This is a genomic window from Achromobacter sp. F4_2707 (assembly GCF_047501535.1).
GTDB lineage: Bacteria > Pseudomonadota > Gammaproteobacteria > Burkholderiales > Burkholderiaceae_B > Yanghanlia.
In genome coordinates this window covers 18,283-40,533 of record NZ_JAZDRJ010000005.1, presented here as the reverse complement: position 1 = coordinate 40,533, position 22,251 = coordinate 18,283, and the positions used below count along the sequence as shown (strand labels likewise).

Annotated in this window: 21 protein-coding genes and 1 tRNA gene; 17 read left to right on the top strand and 5 right to left on the bottom strand. The window is 58.1% G+C overall.

What is annotated here, in order from left to right; translation table 11 throughout:
• The first annotated feature begins 117 nt into the window (after positions 1-117).
• The 10 genes from VRY85_RS06265 to pssA all read left to right on the top strand — a co-directional run bounded on the left by VRY85_RS06265 (position 118) and on the right by pssA (position 11,297).
• Positions 118-1,839, top strand: a complete 1,722-nt coding sequence (locus VRY85_RS06265) for an acetolactate synthase 3 catalytic subunit (protein WP_414597753.1) — start codon at positions 118-120, stop codon at positions 1,837-1,839.
• Between the two features lie 10 nt (positions 1,840-1,849).
• Complete coding sequence (ilvN, locus tag VRY85_RS06260; protein WP_414597752.1) at positions 1,850-2,341, top strand: acetolactate synthase small subunit; 492 nt, start codon at positions 1,850-1,852, stop codon at positions 2,339-2,341.
• Positions 2,342-2,371: 30 nt separating this feature from the next.
• Entirely contained in the window at positions 2,372-3,388 is a 1,017-nt protein-coding gene (gene ilvC, locus VRY85_RS06255; protein ID WP_414597751.1) for a ketol-acid reductoisomerase, read from the top strand.
• A gap of 237 nt (positions 3,389-3,625) precedes the next feature.
• Positions 3,626-5,908 (top strand): TonB-dependent hemoglobin/transferrin/lactoferrin family receptor, encoded by a 2,283-nt coding sequence (locus tag VRY85_RS06250; RefSeq protein WP_414597750.1) that lies wholly within the window; start codon positions 3,626-3,628, stop codon positions 5,906-5,908.
• Positions 5,909-5,992: 84 nt separating this feature from the next.
• Positions 5,993-7,033 (top strand): hemin-degrading factor, encoded by a 1,041-nt coding sequence (locus VRY85_RS06245; protein ID WP_414597749.1) that lies wholly within the window; start codon positions 5,993-5,995, stop codon positions 7,031-7,033.
• A complete protein-coding gene (locus VRY85_RS06240; RefSeq protein WP_414597748.1) occupies positions 7,009-7,842 on the top strand; it encodes a heme/hemin ABC transporter substrate-binding protein in 834 nt (277 codons plus the stop codon). Before VRY85_RS06245 ends, VRY85_RS06240 begins: the two co-directional genes overlap by 25 nt.
• Positions 7,843-7,892: 50 nt before the next feature.
• Entirely contained in the window at positions 7,893-8,900 is a 1,008-nt protein-coding gene (locus tag VRY85_RS06235; protein ID WP_414597747.1) for a FecCD family ABC transporter permease, read from the top strand.
• 24 nt (positions 8,901-8,924) lie between these two features.
• On the top strand, positions 8,925-9,761 hold the full coding sequence (locus tag VRY85_RS06230; protein WP_414597746.1) for a heme ABC transporter ATP-binding protein: 837 nt from the start codon (positions 8,925-8,927) through the stop codon (positions 9,759-9,761).
• 44 nt (positions 9,762-9,805) lie between these two features.
• Positions 9,806-10,477, top strand: a complete 672-nt coding sequence (locus VRY85_RS06225) for a phosphatidylserine decarboxylase (protein WP_414597745.1) — start codon at positions 9,806-9,808, stop codon at positions 10,475-10,477.
• A 4-nt stretch (positions 10,478-10,481) separates the two neighbouring features.
• Positions 10,482-11,297, top strand: coding sequence for a CDP-diacylglycerol--serine O-phosphatidyltransferase (pssA, locus tag VRY85_RS06220; protein WP_414597744.1), 816 nt, complete (start codon positions 10,482-10,484; stop codon positions 11,295-11,297).
• Positions 11,298-11,309: 12 nt separating this feature from the next.
• Here the strand turns inward: pssA and VRY85_RS06215 are convergent, their stop codons facing one another.
• Positions 11,310-11,723, bottom strand: a complete 414-nt coding sequence (locus VRY85_RS06215) for a hypothetical protein (RefSeq protein ID WP_414597743.1) — start codon at positions 11,721-11,723, stop codon at positions 11,310-11,312.
• Positions 11,724-11,748: 25 nt separating this feature from the next.
• Between VRY85_RS06215 and VRY85_RS06210 the strand changes: the two genes are divergently transcribed.
• From VRY85_RS06210 to VRY85_RS06195, 4 genes are all read left to right on the top strand, one after another.
• The gene (locus VRY85_RS06210; protein ID WP_414597742.1) at positions 11,749-12,048 is read left to right on the top strand and encodes a hypothetical protein; all 300 of its coding nucleotides are present in this window, start codon (positions 11,749-11,751) and stop codon (positions 12,046-12,048) included.
• Between the two features lie 101 nt (positions 12,049-12,149).
• Positions 12,150-12,419, top strand: a complete 270-nt coding sequence (gene rpsO / locus VRY85_RS06205) for a 30S ribosomal protein S15 (protein ID WP_414597741.1) — start codon at positions 12,150-12,152, stop codon at positions 12,417-12,419.
• Positions 12,420-12,508: 89 nt separating this feature from the next.
• Complete coding sequence (gene pnp, locus VRY85_RS06200; RefSeq protein WP_414597740.1) at positions 12,509-14,635, top strand: polyribonucleotide nucleotidyltransferase; 2,127 nt, start codon at positions 12,509-12,511, stop codon at positions 14,633-14,635.
• A gap of 228 nt (positions 14,636-14,863) precedes the next feature.
• A tRNA-Leu gene (locus tag VRY85_RS06195) sits at positions 14,864-14,949 on the top strand.
• 166 nt (positions 14,950-15,115) lie between these two features.
• Here VRY85_RS06195 and mdeB read toward each other — a convergent pair.
• The gene (gene mdeB / locus VRY85_RS06190; RefSeq protein WP_414597739.1) at positions 15,116-17,770 is read right to left on the bottom strand and encodes an alpha-ketoglutarate dehydrogenase; all 2,655 of its coding nucleotides are present in this window, start codon (positions 17,768-17,770) and stop codon (positions 15,116-15,118) included.
• A gap of 151 nt (positions 17,771-17,921) precedes the next feature.
• On the opposite strand from mdeB, the gene VRY85_RS06185 reads away from it, so the two are divergent.
• Together VRY85_RS06185 and VRY85_RS06180 are read left to right on the top strand one after the other, a co-directional pair.
• Entirely contained in the window at positions 17,922-18,410 is a 489-nt protein-coding gene (locus VRY85_RS06185) for an Lrp/AsnC family transcriptional regulator (RefSeq protein WP_414597738.1), read from the top strand.
• A gap of 161 nt (positions 18,411-18,571) precedes the next feature.
• Positions 18,572-19,330, top strand: coding sequence for an SAM-dependent methyltransferase (locus VRY85_RS06180; protein ID WP_414597737.1), 759 nt, complete (start codon positions 18,572-18,574; stop codon positions 19,328-19,330).
• On the opposite strand, the gene VRY85_RS06175 is transcribed toward VRY85_RS06180, so the two are convergent.
• Both VRY85_RS06175 and VRY85_RS06170 read right to left on the bottom strand, forming a co-directional pair.
• Positions 19,323-19,592, bottom strand: a complete 270-nt coding sequence (locus tag VRY85_RS06175; RefSeq protein WP_414597912.1) for a helix-turn-helix domain-containing protein — start codon at positions 19,590-19,592, stop codon at positions 19,323-19,325. The genes VRY85_RS06180 and VRY85_RS06175 overlap by 8 nt on opposite strands.
• 16 nt (positions 19,593-19,608) lie before the next feature.
• The gene (locus tag VRY85_RS06170) at positions 19,609-19,992 is read right to left on the bottom strand and encodes a type II toxin-antitoxin system RelE/ParE family toxin (RefSeq protein ID WP_414597911.1); all 384 of its coding nucleotides are present in this window, start codon (positions 19,990-19,992) and stop codon (positions 19,609-19,611) included.
• A gap of 185 nt (positions 19,993-20,177) precedes the next feature.
• On the opposite strand from VRY85_RS06170, the gene VRY85_RS06165 reads away from it, so the two are divergent.
• Positions 20,178-21,188, top strand: a complete 1,011-nt coding sequence (locus VRY85_RS06165; protein WP_414597736.1) for a zinc-binding alcohol dehydrogenase family protein — start codon at positions 20,178-20,180, stop codon at positions 21,186-21,188.
• Between the two features lie 66 nt (positions 21,189-21,254).
• Here VRY85_RS06165 and cysK read toward each other — a convergent pair whose 3' ends face one another.
• Positions 21,255-22,178 (bottom strand): cysteine synthase A, encoded by a 924-nt coding sequence (gene cysK / locus VRY85_RS06160; protein WP_414597735.1) that lies wholly within the window; start codon positions 22,176-22,178, stop codon positions 21,255-21,257.
• Between the last annotated feature and the right edge of the window lie 73 nt (positions 22,179-22,251).

Genomic DNA, 22,251 nt, shown 5'->3' with positions numbered 1-22,251 from the left:
TCTGGGTGGAAGAGTTCCGTGAATTCCGAAGCGCCAGAGCATGTTGTCATCACCGTCCGCTGTTCGGGCAGTTGCCGACCGGGGCATTGAGTATTGGTTTCGAAAGGAATAAACGATATGGAACTCACAGGCGCCGACATCGTCGTGCGCTGCCTTGCCGAAGAAGGGGTCGATCACGTATTCGGCTACCCCGGTGGCGCAGTGCTGTACATCTACGACGCAATCTATAAGCAAGACAATTTCAAGCACGTGCTGGTGCGCCATGAACAGGCGGCCATTCACGCTGCAGACGCCTATTCGCGCTCTTCAGACAAAGTGGGCGTGGCCCTGGTCACCAGTGGCCCTGGTGTCACCAATGCAGTCACTGGTATCGCCACCGCTTACATGGACTCCATTCCCATGGTGATCCTGAGCGGCCAAGTCCCTACGGCCGCCATTGGCGAAGACGCTTTCCAAGAATGCGATACCGTGGGCATTACCCGCCCCTGCGTCAAGCACAACTTCTTGGTGCGCGACATCAAGGATCTGGCCGAAACCATGCGCCGCGCCTTCTACATTGCCCGCACCGGCAGGCCCGGCCCGGTTTTGGTGGATATCCCCAAAGACATCACCGTCGCCACGTGCAAGTACATGCCTAAGCGTGGCGAGATCAAGATGCGTTCCTACGCGCCGGTGGTCAAGGGTCATCAGGGGCAAATCAAAAAAGCCGTGCAGATGCTGCTGGCCGCCGAGCGCCCCATGATTTACGTTGGCGGCGGCGTCATTGCCTCGGGTGCTCACGAAGAGCTGATGAAGTTGGTGGATATGACTGGGGCTCCCGTCACCACCACGCTGATGGCCCTGGGTGCGTTCCCCGCGACCGACCCCCGCTTTGTCGGCATGCCCGGCATGCACGGCACGTACGAAGCGAACCTGGCGATGCAGAACAGCGATGTTCTGCTGGCAGTGGGTGCGCGCTTTGACGACCGTGTGGTGGGCAACCCGCGTCACTTCTCGCAGAACCCGCGCAAAATCATCCATATTGATATTGATCCGTCTAGCATTTCCAAGCGCGTGCGCGTGGATGTGCCCATCGTGGGCAATATCAAGAACGTGCTCGACGACATGCTGCCCCTGTACGAGCAAGCCGCAGCCGAATCGCCGCGCAACGCCGGGGCGCTGGCCAAGTGGTGGGAGCAGGTCGAGGAATGGCGCGGCCGCCGTTGCCTGGCCTACGAAAACTCCGATTCCATCATCAAGCCGCAGTTTGTCGTCGAAAAGCTGTGGGAAGTCACCGGCGGCAACGCCATCGTGACTTCCGACGTCGGCCAGCATCAGATGTGGGCCGCACAGTATTACAAGTTCGACGCACCGCGCCGCTGGCTGAATTCCGGCGGTTTGGGCACCATGGGTGTGGGCCTGCCCTATGCTATGGGCGCGCAGATGGCCAACCCGGATGCTGACATCGCCTGCATTACGGGCGAAGGTTCCATCCAGATGAATATTCAGGAACTGTCCACCTGCAAACAGTATCGGCTCACTCCCAAAATTCTTTGCCTGAATAACCGTTATTTGGGCATGGTGCGGCAGTGGCAGCAGATCGAATACGGTTCACGTTATTCGGAATCCTACGTCGATGCGTTGCCTGATTTCGTCAAATTAGTGGAAAGTTACGGCCACGTGGGCATCCGCATTGAAAAGCCCGCCGATGTCGAGCCGGCATTGCGAGAAGCGTTCAACAAGCACAAGGATCGTCTGGTTTTCCTGGACTTCATCACCGACCAGACCGAAAACGTCTGGCCCATGGTGAAGGCAGGTAGAGGCCTTACCGAAATGCTTTTGGGTTCGGAAGACCTGTAAGGAGAAACAGATGAAACATGTGATTTCCATCCTTCTGGAAAACGAGCCTGGCGCATTGTCGCGTGTGGTGGGGCTGTTCTCTGCGCGGGGCTACAACATTGAAACCTTGACCGTGGCCCCGACGGAAGACAGCACCTTGTCGCGCATGACTATTGTCACGACAGGGTCCGACGACATCATCGAACAAATTACCAAACACTTGAATCGGCTGGTGGATGTCGTCAAGGTGGTTGATCTGTCCGAAGGGCCGCATATTGAACGCGAACTCATGCTCATCAAGGTGCGGGCCGTTGGCAAAGAGCGTGAAGAAATGAAACGCATGGCCGATATTTTCCGCGGCCATATTGTCGACGTGACCGACAAGGTTTACACCATTGAGCTTACGGGCGACCAAAACAAGATCGAGGCCTTCATTAATGCGCTCGATCGCAGTGCCATTCTCGAAACCGTACGCACAGGCGTATCCGGCATCGGGCGTGGCGAACGTGTACTGAAACTCTGACCCTATTAAATTGAATATCTGGAGCACAACATGAAGGTTTTTTACGATAAGGATTGCGATCTCTCTCTGATCAAGGGCAAAACGGTTGCCATCATCGGTTACGGTTCGCAAGGTCACGCTCACGCCCTCAACCTGCACGATTCCGGCGTCAACGTCATTGTTGGCCTGCGCAAGGGTGGCGCATCGTGGTCCAAGGCCGAAAACGCCGGCCTGAAAGTCCAGGAAGTTGCCGAAGCCGTCAAGGCTGCCGATCTGGTCATGATTCTGCTGCCCGATGAAAACATCGCTCAGGTCTACCGCGATCACGTTGCCGACAACATCAAGGCAGGTGCCGTCTTGGCCTTCGCTCACGGCTTTAACGTTCACTACGGCCAAGTTCAGCCGCGTGAAGACATCGACGTCATCATGGTTGCCCCCAAGGCGCCCGGCCACACGGTTCGCGGCACCTACAACCAGGGCGGCGGCGTGCCGGCACTGGTGGCTGTTCACCAAGATAAATCCGGTGCAGCCCGCGACATCGGCCTGTCTTATGCTTGCGCCATCGGCAGCGGCCGTGCAGGCATTATCGAAACCACCTTCCGTGAAGAAACCGAAACCGACTTGTTCGGCGAGCAAGCCGTTCTGTGCGGCGGTGCTGTCGAGCTCATCAAGGCCGGCTTCGAAACCCTGACCGAAGCAGGCTACGCGCCTGAAATGGCTTATTTCGAGTGCTTGCACGAGCTCAAGCTCATCGTAGACCTGATCTACGAAGGCGGCATTGCCAACATGAACTACTCCATTTCCAACAACGCGGAATATGGCGAGTACGTGACCGGCCCGCGTATCGTCACCGACGAGACCCGCGAAGCCATGCGCCAGTGCCTCAAGGATATCCAGACCGGCGAATACGCCAAGAGCTTCATTCTGGAACACGCAGCCGGCGCGCCCACGCTTATTTCGCGTCGCCGCCTGAACGCGGAATCGGAAATCGAGAAGGTCGGTTCCAAGCTGCGCGCCATGATGCCCTGGATCGCAGCCAACAAGCTGGTCGACCAAAGCAAGAACTAACAATACAAACGAAGGGGCAGGGCGGTGTAGCCTGCTCATGCCCCGTCGGTCACGCCTAGCCTGGCCCTTCGAGCCACTCCGCAAGGGGTGGCTTTTTTAATGTGCGCTCATGCAGGGCACGCACATAAAAAGCTCCTTTTCTTTCTCAAACCTTAATCTATATCAAGAGTTGTTGATAACCGTAATAAGAATGGTTATCATTCGTGCTTAATCTATTTTGAGTAGAGGAAGGGAGTCATGAAAAGAACGTCCGGGGTCTTGGGCGGTGCGCTGCTAACTGTGGTGTCAGCCACTACGCTAGCGCAACAAGTCAGCGACCAAGCTGCGGTCTCGCAGCTTGGGGTGATCGAAGTGCAGGGTGACGCGCTTGCACCGCTGCCTGAAGGCAGCACGCGCGTCACACGCACGGAACTTGATGATCGCAGCATCGAAAGCTGGGAGGACTTCGGGCGACGCGGTAGCGCGGCCGTGAATTTCAACCGTGGCTCGGATAGCGTGAATGTGCGCGGCATGGATGGCGACCGCGTCAGCACACGCATCGACGGCATACGCTTGCCTTGGCTGACCGACGGTGCGAGAGGCGTGCAGGGCGGCCTAAGCTCAGTTGATTTTGGCAGCCTTTCCTCTGTGGATCTGGTGGGCGGCGTTGGCGCGGTGTCTTCAGGTTCACTGACCGGCTACCTCAACCTGCGCACGTTGCAGCCTGATGACCTACTGCCACCGGGGCAAGACTTCGGCGCTTTGTTGAAGACGGGTTATGACTCCAGCGATGAAGGCTGGGATGGGCGTATGGCTTTGGCAGGCCGCTTGCCGAATCAAAGTACCAAGTGGCTGTTTCAGGCCGGGCTGCGTCGCGGCCACGAACTGGAGAATATGGGGACAATCGGTGGGTATGGTAGCGCACGCGATAAAACCAACCCCGAAAATACACGCCAGCACAACCTTCTGCTCAAGCTGCAGCACGAACTCAATGCCGAGCATCAGCTTACTTTGTCGGGCGAATCCTTTCAGTCGAGGCGCGACATAGACAATATGAGGACCCAAGGAACGGGCACCTCTTTTTTCGAGGGTATGAATGAGACCCGGGTGGAGCAGAAACGCGAACGAGTTTGGGCCGGGTGGGCGTATCGCTCCAGCAAAGAGCAGGCTGCTCTTGAGTATGCGGATTTCAAAGCTTACTGGCAAAAAAGCCAGCTCGATGAAAACCAGGGTGCGACGCGCAGGCGGGATGGCAGGGGGAATATCCCGTTTCTTGCCCCCTATGGTTATGCCTTCCCCTACGGCCCTTACGGGCGCGACAACCATATCCAGGAACGAAGCCATGGGGTGGTGGGGGAATGGGGCGGCACCCTGGCAACGGCCAACCTGACACACCGCTGGTCTATGGGGGCGGAATGGTATAGCAGTCGCAGCGAGCAAAATGCGTCGGGTTACGATAATTGCCCCGCCAACTTGGCGCCGGTGCCTGGCTGGGCTTCAAGCACGTTCGGCCCGCGCAGCTGCGATCTTTTGCATACGAACCAGCAGGACATTGCGGCGACCAAAGGCAATACGTACGCACTTTGGCTGCAAGATGAAATTTCCTGGGCGGATGGGCGTTATGCGGCTGTCCCCGCTTTGCGCTACGACCACTACCGTTACAGCCCTGACACAGGGGGCTTTAATGCAAACAACCCGAATGCGGATTACGTCAGCCTGAGTCGAAGCAGTGGCGGGCGCTTCTCTCCGTCGTTTATGTTGAAAGCGAAACCCGCGGATAACCTGAGCCTGTACGCCAAGTATGGCTATGGCTTTAAAGCGCCCAGCAGCACCCAACTGTATATGAGCTTTGGGGGGCCGGCCGGCTACCTTGTGACGGGTAACCCCAACTTGCGGCCCGAAGTCAGCCGCGGCTGGGAGCTGGGGCTGGAATACGGTAATGCGCGGCGCGGCCTGCAATTGGCCGTATTTGAAAACCGTTACCGCGATTTTATCGACAGCGACGTGGCGCTGACCGAGAATTCGCCGGAATGGAGGCCCGAATGGAGTGCTTACCCCATGGGGGTCAGGGGCTATGCCAACCGTTCCCGTGTGCGTATCTATGGCGCGGAACTTTCCGGGCAGTGGGCATTTAACAATCACTGGTACACCTGGGGCAGCGTCGCTTGGGCCCATGGGCGCGATCAGGATACAAACGAATACATCAACTCCGTCGCACCGCTGCGTGCCATTGTTGGGGTGGGTTACCGCCAGCAGCAATGGGGGGCCGAAGCCGTCACCACGCTGGCGCGTCATCGCAACAAGGTCACCCACCCTGAAACGGATTTTCAGGCGCCGGGCTACGGTTTGCTCGACCTTTCTGCCTGGTGGGCGCCACAGGCCGTCAAAGGCATGAAGTTGCAGGCCGGTGTCTACAACGTTTTTGATAAAACTTATTGGAATGCGTTGAATGTCAGTACAGGCGGCAGAGACTCCGCTCCCGTCGACTATTACACAGAACCGGGCCGAAGCTTTCGCATTTCCCTCAGCTATCAGTATTGATGACGTGCATGTGCTCGACTCACTAGCGAGTTCACGGTACTATTAACAACAACGATTCGCATTATCATATGGATTCTTATAACAATGGAAAATCACGACCGCGCCGTAGCGTTGCGCAAACAATATCAGGCGGCTGTTGAGCAACAGCCCAAAGCACGTATCCGCAATCTGGCGGACAGCCTGGGGGTTTCTGAACTGGAATTAGTAGCTGCCCAGGTGGGCGATATCAAGGCCACGCCATTGCGTACGCCGCCTCAGGATATATTCCGCGAGCTCGGGTCTCTCGGGCGTGTCATGGCCCTGACGCGTAACGAGCATTGTGTGCACGAGCGCCATGGCCGCTACGAGGATATTCGAGCCGGCAAAAGCATGGGCATCGTATTGGGGCCGGATATCGACCTGCGTATGTTCTTTACCGATTGGGCGCATACGTGGGCGGTTGAAAGTGGCGGCCGCAAGTCGCTGCAGTTTTTTGATCGTGCAGGCATGCCGGTGCACAAGGTGTATTTAACGCCCGAATCCGACGAAGCGGCGTGGGAGGATCTGCTCAGCCGCTTCACCGAGCCGCAGCCTGTATGGCCGGAGCTCGAAGCCCTGCAGCCCAGCTCGGAGGAAACACTGGCCCAGGCCCCCGACGCCTTGCGGGACGAATGGCTGGCCATGCAGGATACCCACGAATTCTTCGGCTTGTTGAAGCGTCACAAGGTTGAACGCCTGACCGCCTTGCGCGATGTGGGGGCCGACCTTGCACAACAGGTACCTGTCGAAACTGCCGAGCGCATGCTAAATGATGTGGCAGAAGCCGATATTCCTTTCATGTGTTTCGTGGGTAACCACGGCATGATCCAGATTCATTCCGGGCCAGTCAAGAAAGTGCTGCGCACCGGGCCATGGTTCAACGTACTCGAGCCGCACTTCAATCTTCATTTGAACACCCAGGCGATTCATAGCGCGTGGGTGGTCAATAAGCCCACCGTCGATGGCTGGGTCACCTCATTGGAATGTTTTTCCGAACAAGGTGAAATGATTGTGCAGTTTTTTGGTGTTCGTAAACCAGGTATACCGGAGCTTCCGCAATGGCGCGCTTTACTAGAAAGCTATTGTCCGATTCCACTGGCGGCATGATGTTCCGCGTGAGTGTGGTCCTCGCCATCCTGTTGCTGTCGCCGCTGGCTGTTGCAGGTGAGCGTGTTGTCAGCCTGGGGGGCAGCGTCACGGAGATTATCTATGCCCTGGGTGAGGGGGAGCGCCTGGTGGCGGATGACGCTTCAAGTCTCTATCCTAAGGAGGCGACTGAGCTGCCTAGCGTTGGCTATTATCGCAACCTCTCTCTCGAAGGCATTCTGTCTCAGCAACCCGATCTGCTGATTGCCTCCGAGAATGCGGGGCCGCCAGAAGTGCTGGAACGCTTGCAGGCCATGGGTGTAAAAACCGTGACCGTGCCGGATCAGCCCGGAATCGAATCGCTTTTTAAACGGGTGCAGGCCGTGGCGGAGGCGTTAGGTGTGCAGGCAGAAGGTGAAAGCCTGCAAACCCGCATTCGGGCGTCCCTGGATGCCGTGGCAGGCGTGGAGCCGGAGTATCGGCGGGCCATGGTGATCCTGCATCGGGGCGGCCCCTTGCTGTCGGCCGGTGCCGATACCTCCGCAGACGCTTTGCTCCAGCTGGCAGGCTTGCAGAACGTAGCGGACGCCATGAAGGGGTATAAGCCGCTGTCTTCCGAAGCCCTGGCGGCGCTGGCCCCCGATGTCATTTTCACGACCGAAGCTTCAGCCGAAAGTGCAGGCGGCTTGGCGGAATTCTCCGCGCATCCGGGCATCGCTGCAACCCCCGCCGCAAAGGCCGGCCGTATCGTTGCCATAGATGATCTGCTGCTGTTGGGCATGGGGCCGCGCGTCGCTGAGGCGGTTGCATTGCTGCGCCATCCTTTCTAGTCATGGCCATGCAGGGGGTACAGCAGTCCTTATGGTTCGGCGGCTGGCGAATGCTGAGCCGACGCACGCGCAAATCGCTCCTGGTTTTGGTGGGGCTGAGCGCGGCATTGGTGGCGGCGCTGCTCATGGCTGCTATGAGCGGTGCGGTGGAGATTCCTTGGCGTCTCCTGCCTGCCATTTTGTCGGGCTCGACCGAAGATACACCGCAAATTCTCAGGCAGGTCTTTCTTGAAATTCGGCTTCCCCGCGTACTTTTCAGCGCCGTGGTGGGGGCGTCTTTGGCGGTGACGGGCGTGGCCATGCAGGCCTTGTTCCGCAACCCGCTGGCTGAGCCGGGCCTGGTAGGGATTTCCTCGGGCGGCGCACTGGGCGCTGTTTCCGCCATCGTCCTGACCACCGGTGGCTTTCTGGTCATTGCCGGTGCTGCATTTGTCGGCAGCCTGCTCGCCACATTGCTGGCCTACCTGTTGGGCAGGCGTTATCCGGGGATGGCGGGTTTGTTGCTTGCCGGTATCGCAGTAAATGCGATAGCTGGCAGCGCCATTGGCTTGTTCACCTATGCTGCGGATGATCGCCAGTTGCGAGACCTGACGTTCTGGAGCATGGGAAGTCTGGCGGGGGCGACCTGGCAAATCACGGCATGGCTGGCGCCGTGGAGCGTGTTCTGGTTGGCTTGGCTTTGCATGCAATGGAAAGGGCTGAACGCCTTGTTGCTGGGCGAGCGGGAAGCGGCGCACCTGGGGTATGCCATCAAACCCTTGCGTCGCAAGTTGATGATAGTTATCGCCCTGGTGATCGGGCCTTTGGTGGCGGTGACCGGGGGAATCGGATTCGTCGGCTTAGTGGTGCCGCATTTGGTACGCATGGTGTTGGGGGCGCATCATCGTTACATGCTGCTGGTGTCTGCGGTAGGGGGCGCCTTGCTATTGGTACTGGCTGATTGGCTGGCCCGCATTGCCGTGATTCCGGCTGAACTCCCCATTGGCCTAGTCACCAGCCTGATCGGTGGGCCATTCTTCCTGTGGTTGTTGCTGACGGCGCGCCGCTCACGGGTCTGATGTTTTCCTTCACGGGTTCGCGCTATGAATGTTGTGTCAAATCGCCCTGCCGCTTCCGGTCTGTACTGCCATCATCTTTCTGTCATGCGGGGGCGCAAGCGTGTTCTGAACAATGTCTCGCTTGCCGTGGGCCGTGGAGAAATGGTCGGCATTCTCGGGGCAAACGGGGCAGGGAAATCCACTTTGTTGTCCACGCTGGCGGGGGAGCTGGCCATAGACTCCTCACTCCATCGGGAATGCCCTGTCTTGGTCAATGGTCGATCAATTGTCGAGCTGACCGTGCCGGAACTGTCTCGCCTGCGGGCCGTGTTGCCGCAAAACCCGGAACTGATTTTCGATCTGGCCGTGGAGGAAGTCGTTTCCATGGGCTTGTATCCCTTTCCAGAGCTGGATAGGCAAGCGTGTCAGGCGCTGCTGGATGAAGCCATTGCTCAGGCGGATATTGGGCATTTGTGGGAACGTCGCTATCTGGAATTATCTGGCGGCGAACAGCAGCGTGTACAGTTTGCGCGCACCCTGGCTCAGGTGCTGGCGGCTTCCCGAGCGGGCGGTTCAGGCTGCTATCTGTTGCTGGATGAGCCGTCGTCCAGTCTTGATCCGGCGCACCAGCATGGCCTGCTGCGTGCGGCGCGGCAAGCCGCCACCCAGGCCGGAGCAGGGGTGCTGGTCGTGTTGCACGATGTCAATCTGGCCGCTTTATACTGTGATCGCCTGGCCTTGATGGCCGATGGCGGCGTTTTGGCCTGCGGCTCCCCGCAAGAGGTGCTCCTGCCCGGGCTGTTACAGCAGGTCTACGGCACGGCCGCCCATGTGCAGGCACACCCCATGCATGCACATGTGCCGCTGGTCGTATTCCTCTGAACGCATGCTATGGCGTTAGCATTTCGGTTATTCTTTGGCCCACGATGAATAAACCACCTTACCCCCATCCGCTTATTGCGCGCGAAGGCTGGCCTTTCTTGGCCGGTATCGTCATTATTTCCGTCCTGGTTTCCATCTGGTGGCCAGGTGTGTCTATTATTTTCTGGCTGCTGTCACTGTTTGTGCTGCAGTTTTTCCGCGACCCTGCACGCGTGGCGCCTGAAGGCGAGCTTGCCGTTCTGTCGCCGGCAGATGGCCGCATTGTGGCTGTAGAGGAAGTACACGACCCCTACGCCAACCGCGAGGCCATTAAGATCAGCGTGTTTATGAACGTATTCAACGTTCACTCCAACCGCGCACCGGTCAAAGGCACCGTGGTGTCAGTGAACTACTTCGCCGGCAAGTTTTTCAATGCGGCATTGGATAAAGCCTCGCTTGAAAACGAACGTAATGCCATGGTCGTGCGTACGCCTGAAGGCCATGTGGTGACGGCAGTGCAGGTAGCAGGGCTGGTTGCCAAGCGCATCCTTTGTTATGCCAAGCCGGGCGATGCGCTCTACGCTGGCCAGCGTTACGGCTTTATCCGCTTTGGTTCACGGGTCGATGTCTATCTGCCGCCGGGTTCGCGGCCGCGTGTGGCTATCGGCGACAAAGTGCAGGCCACCAGCACCACGCTGGCCGATCTTCCTGCAGCTGTTCTTGAACAACAAAGCTAAGCCTATGCAGAACAACCTACCGCCCGAAGAAATTAAACGGCGTCGCGGCATCTACCTGTTGCCCAACGCTTTCACCACTGCCAACCTGTTTGCCGGTTTTTTTGCGGTAGTTCAGGCCATGAACGGGCGCTTCGAAATGGCCGCTATCGCCATCTTCCTGGCTCTGGTATTCGACGGCATGGATGGGCGTGTGGCGCGGCTCACTAATACACAGTCGGCCTTTGGCGAGCAATACGACTCCCTGGCCGACATGATTTCCTTTGGCATGGCGCCGGCGCTTGTTATGTACGTGTGGGCCTTGCAGGGCCTGGGCCGCTGGGGCTGGCTGGCTGCTTTCGTCTATGTGGTGGGAGCAGCGCTGCGGCTGGCGCGTTTTAATATCAATATTGCGGTTGTAGATAAACGCTTTTTCCAAGGCCTGCCCAGCCCGGCAGCGGCAGCGCTGGTGGCGGGTTTTGTCTGGCTTGCAGTGGATAACAAATTCACGTTTTCAGCCAATGTGGTGCCCTGGGTGGGCTTTGTTCTGACTGTCTATGCCGGTGTGGCCATGGTCAGCAACGCACCGTTTTACAGTGGTAAATCTTTTGCGCTGAGGCGCAGCGTGCCTTTCTGGGTCATGCTGGTGCTGGTGGCCGTGTTCGTTTCCGTGTCGGCCGACCCACCTCTGGTGTTGTTTGGCATGTTTGTCATCTACGGCCTGTCGGGCTGGTTCATCATGGCCTGGCGCTGGCGGCGCGCCCGGCAACTCACCCGCTCGCGCAGTGAGAGCGGGGCGACTGACCACACAAGCTCGGGCCAGACGCCTTCCGATAAGCAGTAAAGCACAAAACTTTTACAAGAACGGCCAGAGCTCCCTGTCGAACAGGGGGTCGGGGCCGGGGTGCAGGCGCTGCACAATGCCGTCGTCAGAGATGTACACGTGCATGAGTGAATTCCAGGTTCCTGCTTCTTTGTAGCGATAGCTCCACACAGTCTGGCGCACGCTGGGCAGGCCGACCTGCTTGATTTCTGCCGGAAAACCGAATGTGCAACGCAGGCGCTCTGTGTCCCAGACGCCGATTTCCACTTTACGGAATTCGCTGTCCGTTAGTATTTGTTCTACGGGGCCGACCGTGCCGTCCGGCGCAATTTTAGTGGCCCAGGCGTATTGCCCCATGGGTTGGGTGCTCCATACCGCAGCGCGTGACCCATCTGGAAGTGGGCATTCCACAGTGGGGGCGCCGTAACGAGCCTGGACCTCAGCCATTGAAGCGCCTGGAGGAATGTCGTGCATGCTGGAGCAGGCACTCAGTACCAAGGCGGTTGTAACGATTAAAGCGAAACGTGCGGGGCGCAACCTTTTTAAGGGAGAATACAAGAGGGGCGATGCGGGCATGGTTGGCTCCTTGTGGCGAGAAAGTAAAGCTGAATACACTTCCATTTTCATCGAACTTAGTGCCCCGCGCCAGTGGCGGGTGAAGCGCCCCGAGCGCATCGGCCAACGTTGCACCACAACCTTGGCAGGGCGACATTTAAAACTTGCCCGGCTTGCCGCCACTTTGCACTGCGTAGCTTATGTGCAAACAATGTAAGATCCCTGCGCGATATTGCGCGTGGCAGTGTATAATTGCCCCTTTTCACGCACGCCCGGGCGCCTCGACCTTGGCGCAAGTCTCTTCTGAGGTTTATAAAAATGGCAGTTACCGATATCAACAAATCCGAAATCGTTTCGCAATTCCAACGCGCGCAAGGCGATACAGGTTCCCCCGAAGTGCAAGTAGCATTGCTCACCGCACGTATCAACGAGCTCACTGAGCACTTCAAAGCACACAAGAAAGATCACCACTCCCGCCGCGGCCTGCTGCGCATGGTCAGCCGCCGCCGCAAGCTGCTGGACTACCTCAAGGGTCGTAACCCAGACTCCTACCGCAGCCTGATCGAAAAACTCGGTCTGCGTAAGTGATACCCGGGGCCAGTTCCCCGAGAGACAACCGTGGGCGCCGCGATTCTTATCGTGGTGTCCGCGGTTTTTTTATTTTGTAAGGAAAAACAATGTTCAATAAAGTGAGCAAATCGTTTCAGTACGGTCAGCACACTGTGACGCTGGAAACCGGTGAGATTGCTCGCCAGGCGTCGGGTGCCGTGCTGGTCTCCGTAGACGATACTTGCGTACTTGCGACCGTGGTGGGCGCCAAGAACGCCAAGCCGGGCCAAGATTTTTTCCCTCTGACCGTCGATTACACTGAAAAAACCTATGCTGCAGGTCGTATCCCTGGTGGTTTTTTCAAGCGTGAAGGCCGTCCTTCCGAAAAAGAAATCCTCACGGCACGCCTGATCGACCGTCCGCTGCGTCCACTGTTCCCCGAAGGTTTCTACAACGAAGTACAGGTCATCCTGCATGTGGTGTCCGTTAATCCGGAAATCGATCCCGACATCCCCGCCATGATTGGCGCATCGGCTGCTCTGGCAATTTCCGGCATCCCTTTCAACGGCCCCATTGGCGCCGCACGCGTGGGTTATATCGACGGCCAATACGTGCTGAACCCTACCGCTTCGCAAATGCCGAAGTCCGACATGGAACTGGTGGTGGCAGGCACGGAAGACGCGGTGCTGATGGTTGAATCCGAAGCTCGCCAGCTTTCTGAAGAAGTCATGCTGGGTGGTGTGATGTTTGGCCACGAACAGATGCAGGCCGCCATCAACGCCATTCACGACCTCGTTGCTGAAGCCGGCAAACCCGAATGGGACTGGCAACCGCCTGCCCGTAACGACGCGCTCATTACAGCGGTTACCGCTGCAGCTCGTGAGCCTCTGGCTGCTGCCTACCAAATCCGTAGCAAGCAGCAGCGCACAGATGCTCTGCGCACGGTTTATGCCGACGTTAAGACGAAACTGGCTGAGCACGCCGCTGCCAAGGGCGAAGACGCCCCCGACGCAGTCGAAGTCGATAACATTCTGTTTGGCCTGGAAGGCGAAATTGTTCGTGGCCAGATTCTGAACGGCGAGCCCCGTATTGATGGCCGCGACACCCGTACAGTTCGCCCCATCGAAATCCGTCTGGGCGTGCTGCCTCGTGCGCACGGCAGCGCCTTGTTCACACGCGGCGAAACCCAGGCGCTGGTTGCCGCCACGCTGGGCACCAAGCAAGACGAGCAGATCATCGACTCCATCATGGGCGAATATCGTGATCGCTTCATGCTGCATTACAACTTCCCGCCGTTCTCCACTGGTGAAACCGGCCGTTTCGGTGCGCCCAAGCGCCGCGAGATTGGTCACGGTCGCCTGGCAAAGCGTGCTCTGAGCCCCTTGCTTCCCGCACCTGACGACTTCCAATACACCATTCGCGTGGTGTCGGAAATTACCGAATCCAACGGTTCTTCATCGATGGCTTCGGTATGCGGCGGCAGCCTGGCCATGATGGACGCGGGTGTGCCGGTCGGTGATCACGTCGCCGGTGTGGCCATGGGTCTGATCAAAGACGGCGGCAAGTTCGCTGTGCTGACCGACATCCTGGGCGATGAAGATCACCTGGGCGATATGGACTTCAAGGTGGCAGGCACGGTCAACGGCATCACCGCCTTGCAGATGGATATCAAGATCCAGGGCATTACCAAAGAAATCATGCAGGTAGCGCTGGCTCAGGCCCGCGAAGGCCGCTTGCATATTCTCGAAGCCATGCGCGCGGCCATCGAAGGCTCTCGCAATGAGCTTTCGGAATTCGCTCCACGCATGCTGACCCTGAAGATCAACCCCGAGAAAATCCGCGATGTGATCGGCAAGGGTGGCGCCACCATTCGTTCCCTGACCGAAGAAACCGGCACGCAGATCGACATCAGCGACGATGGCAACATCACCATCGCCAGCGCCGATCTCGACAAAGCCCGCGAAGCCGAGCGCCGCATCAAGGAACTCACCGCTGACGTCGAAGTCGGCACTGAGTACGAAGGCCCCGTCCTGCGCCTGCTGGATTTCGGCGCCATCGTCCAAGTGCTGCCGGGCCGCGACGGCCTGTTGCACATCTCTGAAATCGCCAACTACCGCATCGCCAACATCAACGATGTGCTGAAGGTCGGTCAGATCGTGCGCTTCAAGGTCATCGAAGCCGACGACAAAGGCCGCCTGCGCCTGTCGATCAAAGCCATTGGCGGCATCGAAGCTCAGGGGTCTGACCCGGTTTAAGCTGTTTGTCAGCTAAAAATGGGGTCTGTCCCCATTTAAGCTAGATGTAAGCTTTCGGGCTGCAAGTGCTTTATAATCTTGCGTTTTCCCGCAAAATGGGGTCTGTCCCCATTTAAGCTGGTTTTCAGCAAGTGCTCTATAATCATGCGTTTTCCCGGATGGCTTTCATTTCCGGGAAAACGCATGTTTTGGCAACGAGCCAAAGTTCTTTATTGCGGCACACCCATCGCCCGGGTGGTGGAATAGGTAGACACAAGGGACTTAAAATCCCTCGCTCTTTGAGCGTACCGGTTCGATTCCGGTCCCGGGCACCAATGAAATCAAACAGAAATGCTGGCGGTACCTCGCAGGTGTGCGACTCGTTGGTCGAATGCGGCCAAGCTTGAGGCCCATGCGCTGCCGTATCTTCTTGGCCATGCATGGTCCAGTAGCGATCCATTGGAAAGAGGGCTGGGCCAGACAAGTCGGCCCCCGTCCTGCCTACAGCGTCCATGGCGCTGGGCGCTTTGCGTTGATACCCAAGCTCTCGGCGGCTTGCCGCATGAGCGACGATTCCGCCCAGCCTTCCCGCACGGCGGCTTCCACGGCGGCAAAGGCAATGGAATTGCGGTCAACTTCGAAGAAGGCGCGCAGCACGCCGCGCTGGTCGGAGCGCCCGAAGCCATCCGTGCCCAGGGCCACCAAACGGCCTCTGACCCACGGGGCAATCATCTGGGGCAGGGCGCGCACATAATCCGTGGCGACGATGACAGGCGCGGTTCCGGGCAACAATGTTTCTACGTGAGACAGTGCTGGTGTGGCGGCGCAGCTCAGGCGGTTATTGCGTTCCACGGCCTGTGCCTCGCGGGCCAGTTCAGGGAAGCTGGTCGCCGAAAATATCTCGCTGCTGATCCCGAACTCGTCATGCAGCATATCCGCCGCCGCGATCACTTCGTTCAGAATGGCGCCAGAGCCGATCAGCCGCAGGCGTTCCGGCCCCTGGCCGCGCTGCCCGAGGCGGTACAAGCCCTTGATGATGCCTTCTCTGCAGCCTTCCGGCATGTCGGGCTGGGCGTAGTTCTCGTTCATCACGGTCAGGTAGAAAAACTCGTCGCGTTCTTCCGCCATCATGCGCCGCATGCCGTAATCCATCAGCACCGCAAGCTCGTAAGCATAGGCCGGGTCGTAGGCGCGGCAGTTGGGAACCGTGGCGGCCATCACATGGCTGCTGCCATCCTGGTGCTGCAAGCCTTCTCCGGAAAGCGTGGTGCGCCCCGCGGTTGCGCCGAATAAAAAACCGCGCGAGCGTTGATCTGCCGCCGCCCAGATCAGGTCGCCCACCCGCTGGAAGCCGAACATCGAGTAATAGATATACATCGGCAACATGGGCGTGCCATGAATGCTGTACGAGGTCGCCGCCGCCGCCCAGGAAGATATTGCGCCCGCTTCGGTAATGCCTTCTTCCAGCAACTGGCCGTCCTTGGCTTCCTTGTAGAACAACAAGGAGTCGGCATCTTCAGGCTGATACAGCTGGCCTTGCGGCGCATAGATGCCAATCTGGCGGAACAGATTGTCCATGCCGAAGGTGCGCGCTTCATCCGCGACAATCGGAACAATCGTGGGCCCCAAAGCCTTGTCCTTGAGCAGTGCGCCCATCATGCGCACACAGGCCATGGTGGTGGACATTTCCTTGCCACCGGCTTCCAGCGCGAACTTGGCGTAAACCGGCAGGGTCGGCACGGTGGGGGTGCTACCTGTCGGCGCCTTGCGGGTCCGGGCAGGCAAGACGCCGCCCAGTGCCGCCCGGCGCTCGCGTAGATAGCGCATCTCCGGGCTATCTTCGGCGGGTTTGTAGAACTTCAGTTCTTCGAGATCCTGCATGGATAGCGGCAGGTTGAAGCGATCGCGAAACGCCACCAGCGCATCCAGATTCAGCTTCTTCGACTGGTGGGCCGTCATCCGGCTTTCACCGGCATTGCCCATGCCATAGCCTTTCTTGGTCTTGGCGAGAATGACGGTCGGGCGGCCCTTGTGCGCCTTGGCTGCGGCGAAGGCGGCGTACAGCTTGCGAAAGTCATGGCCGCCGCGCTTCAGCGCGTGGATTTCGGCATCGCTCAGATGAGCGGTCAGCGCCTGCGCCGCCGGGTCGGCGTCAAAGAACTTCTGGCGGTTGTAATCGCCGTCCTTGGAACCCAGATTCTGGTATTCGCCATCCACGGTTTCTGCAAAGCGGCGCAGCAGCACATGGTTGGTATCGCTTGCGAACAGGCTGTCCCATTCGCTGCCCCACAGCACCTTGATGACATTCCAGCCCGCGCCAACAAACAGCGATTCCAGTTCTTGAATGATCTGGCCGTTGCCCCGCACCGGCCCGTCCAGCCTCTGCAGATTGCAGTTGACGATGAAGGTGAGGTTGTCCAACCCCTCGCGCGCGGCGAGCGACAGGCCGGCGACCGATTCCGGTTCATCCATCTCGCCATCGCCAAATACGCCCCACACATGGCGGCCTTCGGTCTTGGCCATGCCGCGCGCCTGCAGATAACGCATGAAGCGGGCCTGGTAGACGGCATTCAGAGGCCCGATTCCCATCGAGCCAGTGGGCACTTGCCAGAAGTCGGGCATCAGCCAGGGGTGGGGGTAGGAACACAGGCCGTTGCCGCCGACTTCCTGCCGGTAATTGGCAAGCTGGGCTTCGGAAAGCCTGCCTTCCAGAAAGGCGCGGGCGTAGATGCCTGGCGCGGAATGAGGCTGGTAATAGACGAGGTCGCCGCCGAAATCGTCGGTGCGGGCGCGGAAAAAATGGTTGAAGCCGGTTTCGAAGATTTCGGCCGCTGATGCGTAGGATGCAATGTGCCCGCCCAGCTCGCCAAACGCCTTGTTGGCGCGTACCACCATGGCCAGCGCATTCCAGCGCATGATGGAGGTAATGCGCTCTTCCATCGCCAGGTCGCCGGGGTAGCTACCCTGTTTAGACAGGGAAATGGTGTTGCGATAGGCGGAGAAAGGCTGGCTCTGCGTGAATACCCCATGGTTGCGGGCCGCTTCGCCCAGCTGCGACAGCAGGTATTGCGCACGCTCACTGCCGCTGACTTGAGTGACTGCCGCAAACGCGTCGAGCCATTCATTGGTTTCTATGGGGTCTATGTCGGCGCTCATGGTGAAAATCCTTGGATAGAACGGTAGATGTCTCCTGAAAGAAATTCTATGTGTTTGGTGTGGGAAAAGCTTTCCTAATTTTCTTTGTTTATTCGCCTAAAGAGTGTAAATTAATCTTTTATTGCTATTTATAAGGCTAATTTATCTTATTATGGATATTGCGCTTGACGAGTTCAGCCTACGCATCCTTGATGTGCTCCAGGAAAATGCCGAAATCAGCAATGCCGAACTGGCCGATCGCATCGGGCTTTCTCCCTCACCTTGTTACAGGCGGGTAGCCGACCTCAAGCAAAACGGGGTGATCCGTGGCTCGGTGGTTCTGGTTGATCCTCTGAAGCTGGGGCTGGATATCAACGTGTTTGTGCACGTCTCTCTGAAGAATCAGGATCAGGAATCGCTGGAAATCTTCACCAGTGCGATTGAGCAGCGCCCGGAGGTGATGGAGTGCTACCTGATGAGCGGAGAGGCCGACTTCCTGTTGCGCGTGGCGATCGAAGACCTTAAGAAATATCAGGAATTACTGCTGGAATGTTTGACAAAGATCCCTTGCGTGGCCAGTATCCGATCCAGCTTTGCTCTGGATAGGGTCAAATACACCACCGTTCTGCCAACAGGACATCTTCGAAAATTCAGGCCATGAAGCGCGCTCCTGAAAGCATCCCGCAGGCGCACGACAGCTTCGAGCCACATTGCGGGGTTGGGGTCGGTGCGTGCCGTGTGCAATGCCGCCGAAAAATCCGGGGCAGGGGGCTGCAGCCGTTATCGTTGCCAGCTGTGTAAAAGCGAAATTCTGGAGGTCGCATGAAGAAAGGTTCGTTCTATCTGGTCAGCGTGGGCGTCGGAGACCCTGACAACATCACGGTCAAGGCCCAAAAAACCATACAGCGGGCGGATATCGTCTTTGCCTCGCCCACCCGGCAGGCCCTGTTTGCCGAGCTGCTCGCGGGCAAGGAAATACATGATGTCGGGCATGGCATGTTCACGCCCATGCAGCGGCGCAATATGTCTGAAGAAGAAGCCGCCGCTCTTGAAACCTTTACCCGCAGGACTATCCGTGCAGCCATTGCCGCAGGCAAAACCGTGGCGGTGCTCGATTACGGCGACCCCACCGTTTATGGCCCGCAATCGGGCTTCATGAATGAGTTCCGCGACCTTGCCCCGGTCGTGATTCCCGGGATTTCCAGCTTCAATGCCGCCAATGCGGTCCTGGCCACGGACATTACCGATGGTTTGGAAAGCCAGTCGGTCACCCTTACCATCGCCAAGCAGGCCAACGATGACTACGACGGCCCGGATGCCCTGCCCAGGCTGGCCGCCACACGCGCGACACTGGCCTTTTTCACCATGAAAACCAATCTGGCGGATGTCGTGCAGCAGCTGAAGCACTCTTACCCGGCTGATACTCCCATCGCCATCGTCTTGCATGCGGGGTCGTACGACCAGCAACGCATGGTCCGCGCCACCCTGGACACCATTCTGGCTCACGTGGGCGACACCCCCTTGCCGTTTGAGCACATGATTTACGTAGGTGACGCATTGCGCGATCTGCCAGTCAGATAATCGCCTGCAGGCCTTTGTCGGCAAGAATGTTCAACAACTTGAGGGCAGGACCCGAAGGACGGGTGTCGCCCTGTTCCCACTTGCGGATGGTGGATGCCGTGGTGTGAAGATGATGCGCAAATACCGGTTGGCTGAAATGCAGCGCCTCACGCAAGCGTTTGATGTCATCGGCGCTGAATTCGCGTACCGGAAGAGGGCAGATTGTGTTGAATTCACGCATCGTTACCTTGTTGATGGCTCCGGCCTTGTGTAGCGCGGTCATGTCATCGCGCAAAGACTCAATGATTTTGCTCGTCACAGTGTATCTCCAGAAGAACGCCAGCCCGTATGGCTTTTATCAGGTCGTCGGTGGGAAGATCCAGAAAGACTTTTCCTGCATATTGAAGTGCTTTTTTTTCAGTAGGCACAATGTCTGATTTATCGTTTTTTGGAAAGCCGTGCAGGAACACATAACGGTGGCCGATTCGGGCTGATAGAACGGTACGGTAACCGCCTCGTTTGCCTGAGCCCGGGCGGGCGACCCGTTTCTTATAAAGATGACCGCCCAGGTCGGCATCAACCAGCCCGTTCTTCATTTCCTGAACGGCTCTGCATAGAAGTTCATCAGGCAGTTTTTCCTCCAGCTGCCAGCGTGAAAAGTCTTTTCTCTTCAGTATGTTCATCCAGACTCTCCGACTAAGTATACCCGTTTCGGGCATGTTTTTCGATGCCAGTTACATTGCTCAGGCACCTGGAATTTCTTCGGAAGTATGGACGCGATGTTTAAACATCGCTACGGTTCCATGTGGCATAAGTATCCTGCCCGGATGGGCAGTTTCAACCAACACCTCAATAATCAGGAGTACACATGAAGGCGGTAGGGTATGTAGAGCAGCGGGCCGGGTTGGGCGCGGAAGGGCTGGTGGATCTCGATCTGCCTGTTCCAACGCCCGGGCCGGGCGATCTTCTGGTCAGGGTCGAGGCGGTGGCCGTGAACCCGCGCGATATCAAAATGCGTGGGGCGCAACGGGCTTCGCCAGACAAACCACGGGTGCTGGGCTGGGATGCAGCAGGCGTGGTCGAGGCCGTTGGCAGCGAAGTATCCGGCTTTTCCAAAGGCGACCGCGTCCTGTACGCGGGCAATATGCTGCGTTCCGGCGCCAATGCTGAATTCCACCTGGTGGATGCCCGTATTGCGGGCCGCATGCCCGAAGGGCTGAGTTTCAGCGTTGCGGCCAGCTTGCCGCTTACCTCGCTGACGGCGTGGGGCATGTTGTTCGACCGCTTCGGCATCCAGCAAGCAGGGGGCGGTCAGCAGCGCCTGCTGGTATTTGGCGGCGCAGGCGGTGTAGCTACCATGGCTATCCAGCTTGCCCGGCGCCTGACAAACCTTACCGTTATCGCCACAGCTTCGCGGCCTGAAAGCGAAGCATGGGTGCGCCGCATGGGGGCCCACCATGTCGTGTCGCATTATGGCGGCTTCGACCAAACCCTGACTGACCAGGGCCTGAGCCCCATACAGTGGATATTCTCCATGAGAACCTCGCCCCAGGCGTTTGCCGCCATGGCTGCTGTTGCGGCGCCCTATGGGCGGATTGGCTTTATTGACGAGCCCGATGGCATTGATGTGAATCTTCTCAAGGCAAAAAGCCTGTCATTGCATGCGGAAGCAGCCTTTACCAGACCGATTTTCGATACTCCGGACATCGGCCAGCAACGAACCGTACTTGAAGAAGTCGCCCAACGGGTGGCGGAAGGCAGCCTGCAATCACCCGTTGGCGAACATTTTGGCAAAATCAGCGCGGCCAACCTGCGCCGTGCGCATCAGGCCATAGAAAGCGGCACCACCATAGGAAAAGTGGTGCTCGAAGGTTTCTAGCGCGCCTGAATAAGTCGAATCGAAGCCACAGATACGGGCGTGCGCGGTGATTTGTTCAGAATCTTCCTAAGCCTGTTGCGGCAAAAAGCCTTCTACAGAAAGGTAGCGCTCGCCGGTATCGTAGGTGAAGCCCAGTACGCGGGCGCCTGTCGGCAGTTCAGGCAGCTTCTGTGCAATGGCTGCCAGTGTTGCCCCCGAAGAAATGCCCACCAGCAGGCCCTCTTCGCGCGCGGCGCGGCGGGCGTATTCGCGGGCCGCTTCGGCTTCGACCTGAATCACGCCATCCAGCAGGCTGGTATCCAGATTCTTGGGAATAAAGCCGGCTCCGATCCCCTGAATGGCGTGGGGGCCGGGCTGGCCGCCTGAAATAACAGGGGAGTCGGTGGGCTCCACTGCGAACACTTTTACATCAGGAAACCGTGCTTTCAGCGCCTTGGCGACACCCGTCAGGTGGCCGCCCGTACCAACGCCGGTGATCAGGACGTCTAGCCCTTCAGGGAAGTCGGCCAGCACTTCCTGAGCGGTTGTGGCCTCGTGGGCGGCGACATTCACCGGGTTATCAAACTGTTGAGGAATCCAGGCGCCGGGGGTTTGCTGCGCCAACTCTTGCGCGCGCTCAATTGCACCTTTCATCCCTTTTTCACGAGGAGTAAGATCGAAGCTCGCGCCATAGGCCAGCATCAGGCGACGGCGTTCCAGCGACATGCTTTCAGGCATGACAAGAATCAGTTTGTAGCCCTTGACTGCCGCGACAATGGCCAGGCCCACGCCGGTATTCCCGCTGGTCGGTTCGATAATCGTACCGCCCGGTTGGAGCTTGCCGGTTTTCTCGGCTTCTTCAATCATGGCCAGAGCGATACGGTCTTTGATTGATCCGCCAGGGTTGCTGCGTTCAGACTTGATCCACACATTGCTATTGTCGCCAAACAGGCGGTTGGCGCGGATGGTGGGCGTGTTGCCAATGGTTTGCAATATGTTGTCGAATTTCATGATACCCCTGTAAGTAGGTTCGAGAGAGCCCTTGATTCTATGGCTGGCGGGCTCATACGGCCAGCATTGATTG

Coding starts and splice junctions, on each gene's coding strand:
- VRY85_RS06215 (WP_414597743.1), bottom strand. CDS start 11,723: ATGGCTGAGGTCCAGGCTCGTTACGGCGCCCCCACTGTGGAATGCCCA.
- VRY85_RS06250 (WP_414597750.1), top strand. CDS start 3,626: ATGAAAAGAACGTCCGGGGTCTTGGGCGGTGCGCTGCTAACTGTGGTG.
- VRY85_RS06165 (WP_414597736.1), top strand. CDS start 20,178: ATGAAGGCGGTAGGGTATGTAGAGCAGCGGGCCGGGTTGGGCGCGGAA.
- VRY85_RS06245 (WP_414597749.1), top strand. CDS start 5,993: ATGGAAAATCACGACCGCGCCGTAGCGTTGCGCAAACAATATCAGGCG.
- VRY85_RS06170 (WP_414597911.1), bottom strand. CDS start 19,992: ATGAACATACTGAAGAGAAAAGACTTTTCACGCTGGCAGCTGGAGGAA.
- ilvC (WP_414597751.1), top strand. CDS start 2,372: ATGAAGGTTTTTTACGATAAGGATTGCGATCTCTCTCTGATCAAGGGC.
- VRY85_RS06225 (WP_414597745.1), top strand. CDS start 9,806: ATGAATAAACCACCTTACCCCCATCCGCTTATTGCGCGCGAAGGCTGG.
- pnp (WP_414597740.1), top strand. CDS start 12,509: ATGTTCAATAAAGTGAGCAAATCGTTTCAGTACGGTCAGCACACTGTG.
- VRY85_RS06235 (WP_414597747.1), top strand. CDS start 7,893: ATGCTGAGCCGACGCACGCGCAAATCGCTCCTGGTTTTGGTGGGGCTG.
- cysK (WP_414597735.1), bottom strand. CDS start 22,178: ATGAAATTCGACAACATATTGCAAACCATTGGCAACACGCCCACCATC.
- mdeB (WP_414597739.1), bottom strand. CDS start 17,770: ATGAGCGCCGACATAGACCCCATAGAAACCAATGAATGGCTCGACGCG.
- VRY85_RS06230 (WP_414597746.1), top strand. CDS start 8,925: ATGAATGTTGTGTCAAATCGCCCTGCCGCTTCCGGTCTGTACTGCCAT.
- VRY85_RS06210 (WP_414597742.1), top strand. CDS start 11,749: ATGCTGGAGCAGGCACTCAGTACCAAGGCGGTTGTAACGATTAAAGCG.
- VRY85_RS06185 (WP_414597738.1), top strand. CDS start 17,922: ATGGATATTGCGCTTGACGAGTTCAGCCTACGCATCCTTGATGTGCTC.
- pssA (WP_414597744.1), top strand. CDS start 10,482: ATGCAGAACAACCTACCGCCCGAAGAAATTAAACGGCGTCGCGGCATC.
- VRY85_RS06175 (WP_414597912.1), bottom strand. CDS start 19,592: ATGACCGCGCTACACAAGGCCGGAGCCATCAACAAGGTAACGATGCGT.
- VRY85_RS06180 (WP_414597737.1), top strand. CDS start 18,572: ATGAAGAAAGGTTCGTTCTATCTGGTCAGCGTGGGCGTCGGAGACCCT.
- VRY85_RS06265 (WP_414597753.1), top strand. CDS start 118: ATGGAACTCACAGGCGCCGACATCGTCGTGCGCTGCCTTGCCGAAGAA.
- ilvN (WP_414597752.1), top strand. CDS start 1,850: ATGAAACATGTGATTTCCATCCTTCTGGAAAACGAGCCTGGCGCATTG.
- rpsO (WP_414597741.1), top strand. CDS start 12,150: ATGGCAGTTACCGATATCAACAAATCCGAAATCGTTTCGCAATTCCAA.